The following is a 3,229-nucleotide window of genomic DNA, read 5'->3' as shown; positions in this document are numbered from 1 at the left end:
GTGCCGTGGAGCCGGGTAGGGCGGGGTCACGCGACGGGCGCGGCCTCCTGCTTCACCTCGGCGATGTCGAGGCTGCTGCGCAGCTTCACGGGCTTGAGCAGCAGGGCCGCGACGACGCCCACGACGCCGATGGCCGCCGAGATGAGGAAGATGTGCCCGGTGGCGTCGCCGTAGGCGGCGCGCACGATGTGCTGCACGGCGTCCGGCAGGGCGGCGATGTTGAGGCTGCCGCCGCCACCACCGGCGGCCGGGATGCCCGCCGCGGTCAGGTCGCGGGTGATGGCCTCCTCGACCCGGCGCGCCAGCACGGCGCCCAGGACGGACACGCCGATCGTGCCGCCGAGCGAGCGGAAGAACGCGACGGTCGAGCTGGCCGCGCCGATGTCCTTGAGCGGCACGGTGTTCTGCACCGCGAGCACGAGGTTCTGCATGGTCATGCCGACCCCGATGCCGACCAGCAGCATCGCGCCGCCCACCAGCACCAGCGAGGTCTCGTGGTCGATCTGGCCGAGCGCCAGGAACCCGAGGACCAGCGCGACCGCGCCCGTCACGATGTAGGGCTTGACGTTGCCGGTCTTGGTGATGAGCCGGCCGGCGATGATCGAGGAGCCGAGCACGCCCGCCATCATCGGGATGGTCAGCAGGCCCGCCTCGGTGGGCGTGTAGCCGCGGCCGATCTGGAAGTACTGGCCGAGGAACACCGCGCCGCCGAACATCGCCATGCCGACCGCGAGGCTGCCCAGGATGGCCAGCGCCGTGGTGCGCTGCTTGACGATCCCGAGCGGCACGACCGGCTCCGCGGCCCGCGCCTCGACGGCCACGGCCGCGCCCAGCAGCACGACCGACCCGCCGACCATGGCGAAGGTCTCCCACGACAGCCAGGCGAACGAGGAGTCGACGAACGAGATCCAGACGAGCAGCACGCTCACGCCGGCCGCGATCAGGGCCGCGCCCAGGTAGTCGATCTTCACGTTCTCGCGCCGGGCCGTCTGCACCTTCAGGGTGGCCTGGAGCACGAACAGGGCGATCACCGCGACGGGCACGCCGATGAAGAAGCACCAGCGCCAGCCGAGCCACGACGTGTCCACGATGAGGCCGCCCAGCAGCGGGCCGCCGACGGTGGCCAGCGCCATGACGCCGCCGAGGTAGCCGTTGTACCGGCCACGCTCGCGCGGCGGGATCATCGCCGCGATCACGACCTGCACGAGGGCCTGGAGGCCGCCGACGCCGATGCCCTGGAACGCGCGGGCGGCGATGAGCTGGCCGGCGCTCTGCGCGAAGCCGGACACGATCGAGCCCAGGATGAACAGGACGATGGCGGCCTGCACGAGTGACTTCTTGTTGAACAGGTCAGCGAGCTTGCCCCAGATCGGGGTGGTGGCGGTCGCGGTGAGCAGCGTCGCGGTGACGACCCAGGTGTACTGGGTCTGCGAGCCTTCGAGCGCGCCGATGATCTGCGGCAGCGCCGTCGAGACGACGGTGCCGCTGAGCATCGCGACGAACAGCACCAGCAGGAGGCCGCTGAGGGCTTCCATCACCTGCCGGTGGCTCATCGCACCGGTACCGGTGCTCGTGGTGGCGGGTGCGCTCATCGCGCGGCCTCCCAGGTGGAGCTCAAGGCTCCTTCGACGTTGGTGGTCAGGCGCCCGAGCGCGGACGTCAGCGCCTCGACCTCTTCGGGGGTCCAGTCGGCAAGCGCGCGGCCGAACAGCTCGTCGTACCAGCTCCGGGCCTCGTCGAGCGCGGCCCGGCCGCGGTCGGTGACGACGAGGATGCTGGCGCGGCCGTCGGCGGGGTCGGCCCTGCGCTCGACCAGGCCGTGGGCCACGAGGGCGGCGACCGCCCGGCTGACCGTGGACGGGTCGAGGCCCGCCCGGATCGCCAGCTCCTTCGCGTGGCACCCGGTGGGCTCGCCCTGGCCACCGGCCCGGGCGATGAGCGTCAGGGTGCCGAGCAGCCCGCTGGGGACCGACCGGTGGCGCTCGGAGCCGAGCTGCTTGACCAGGCGCACGACCTTCATCAGGTCGCGCAGCCGGGCCTCCAGCTCCTGCACGACGACGTCCACGTCGGCCTCCCTCCGCATTGCTTGCCACATACAAGTATTCACCAAACTTGCGCGTTGTGCAAGTTTGCCCAGTGGGCACTTTCGGTAGGCTCGGTCGTGATGGACGGTCTGCGGGAGCGCAAGAAGTCGGCCACGCGCCTGGCCCTGCACGAGGCGGCGCTGCGGCTGGCGCTGGAGCACGGCCCCGACCGGGTGACGGTCGAGGCGATCGCGGACGCCGCCTCGGTGTCCCGGCGCACGTTCTCCAACTACTTCGCCGGCAAGGAGGAGGCGATCTTCTACGGCGACCTGCTCCGTCTGCGCCACCTGGTGGACCTGGTCCGGGCCCAGGCGCCCGCCCCGCCGCGCGCGGTCCTGGCCAGGGCGGCGGCGGACCTCGTCGGCGAGGGCTTCGACCCGGTCTGGCTGACCAGGCGGCGCGAGCTGGGCGGGCACCCGAGCCTGGTCGCGCACCAGGTCGCGACCTACGCCGTGGTCGAGCGCGACCTCGTCGCGGAACTGCTCCGCCGGTCCGGCGACGACGACGTGCTGCGCGCCCGCGTGCTCGCCGCGACGTTCCTGGCCGCCCTGCGCGCCGCCACGCAGCACTGGCTGGAGCACCCGGACCGGCCGCCGGCCGACGTGGTGGCCGAAGCGCTCGCCTGACCGCGCGGGCGCGTGGCAAAAATATTGCACGTCGTGCACGTCTTGGTACGGTGGGTGACCACGACGCCGAACGACGACGCCGAACGACGACCCGGCCGCGTGCCGGGCCGGGGACGGACCAGGCGATGACCACCGCTTCCCAGGACCGACGCCCGAGCAACCCCCGCACGGCCCTGCGCCTGCCGCGCGAGCTGACCGACCGCGTGAGCGGGCCGTTCGACCCGCCGGACGCCCTCGTCCGGCTGAGCGGCGAGGGCCCGGTGCACCGGGTCACGATGCTCGACGGCGACCCGGCGTGGCTGGTGACCGGCCACGAGGAGTCCCGCGCGCTGCTCGCCGACCCGCGGCTGAGCTCCGACCGGTTCCGCAGCGAGCGGATGCTGGCCAAGCTGCCCCCGGCGCTGCGCGCCCGGATGACCGACCCGCGCCTGCGCGCGGGCAACTTCATCACCGCGGACCCACCCGAGCACACCCGCTACCGCAGGCTGCTGACCGGCCAGTTCACCGTGCGGCGGATGC

3 protein-coding genes and 1 pseudogene are annotated in these 3,229 nt (G+C 72.8%); 2 read left to right on the top strand and 2 right to left on the bottom strand.

Annotated features, from left to right (window positions below; translation table 11 throughout):
• Positions 1–26: 26 nt before the first annotated feature.
• The gene (locus tag ACR807_RS41480) at positions 27–1,592 is read right to left on the bottom strand and encodes an MDR family MFS transporter (RefSeq protein ID WP_438927040.1); all 1,566 of its coding nucleotides are present in this window, start codon (positions 1,590–1,592) and stop codon (positions 27–29) included.
• Positions 1,589–2,065 carry a MarR family winged helix-turn-helix transcriptional regulator gene (locus tag ACR807_RS41475; RefSeq protein WP_438927039.1) on the bottom strand — a complete coding sequence of 159 codons (477 nt, stop codon included), beginning with the start codon at positions 2,063–2,065 and terminating at the stop codon, positions 1,589–1,591. The genes ACR807_RS41480 and ACR807_RS41475 overlap by 4 nt, the downstream gene beginning before the upstream one ends.
• Positions 2,066–2,164: 99 nt before the next feature.
• Here ACR807_RS41475 and ACR807_RS41470 point away from each other — a divergent pair, with 99 nt between their 5' ends.
• On the top strand, positions 2,165–2,710 hold the full coding sequence (locus tag ACR807_RS41470) for a TetR/AcrR family transcriptional regulator (RefSeq protein WP_438927038.1): 546 nt from the start codon (positions 2,165–2,167) through the stop codon (positions 2,708–2,710).
• A 125-nt stretch (positions 2,711–2,835) separates the two neighbouring features.
• Positions 2,836–3,229: pseudogene (locus ACR807_RS41465) on the top strand (cytochrome P450); the annotation flags it as partial.

Origin of the sequence: Saccharothrix sabaoui, from assembly GCF_051756985.1 — a bacterium.
Taxonomy (GTDB): Bacteria; Actinomycetota; Actinomycetes; order Mycobacteriales; family Pseudonocardiaceae; genus Actinosynnema.
This window is presented reverse-complemented; position numbering and strand designations above follow the sequence as displayed.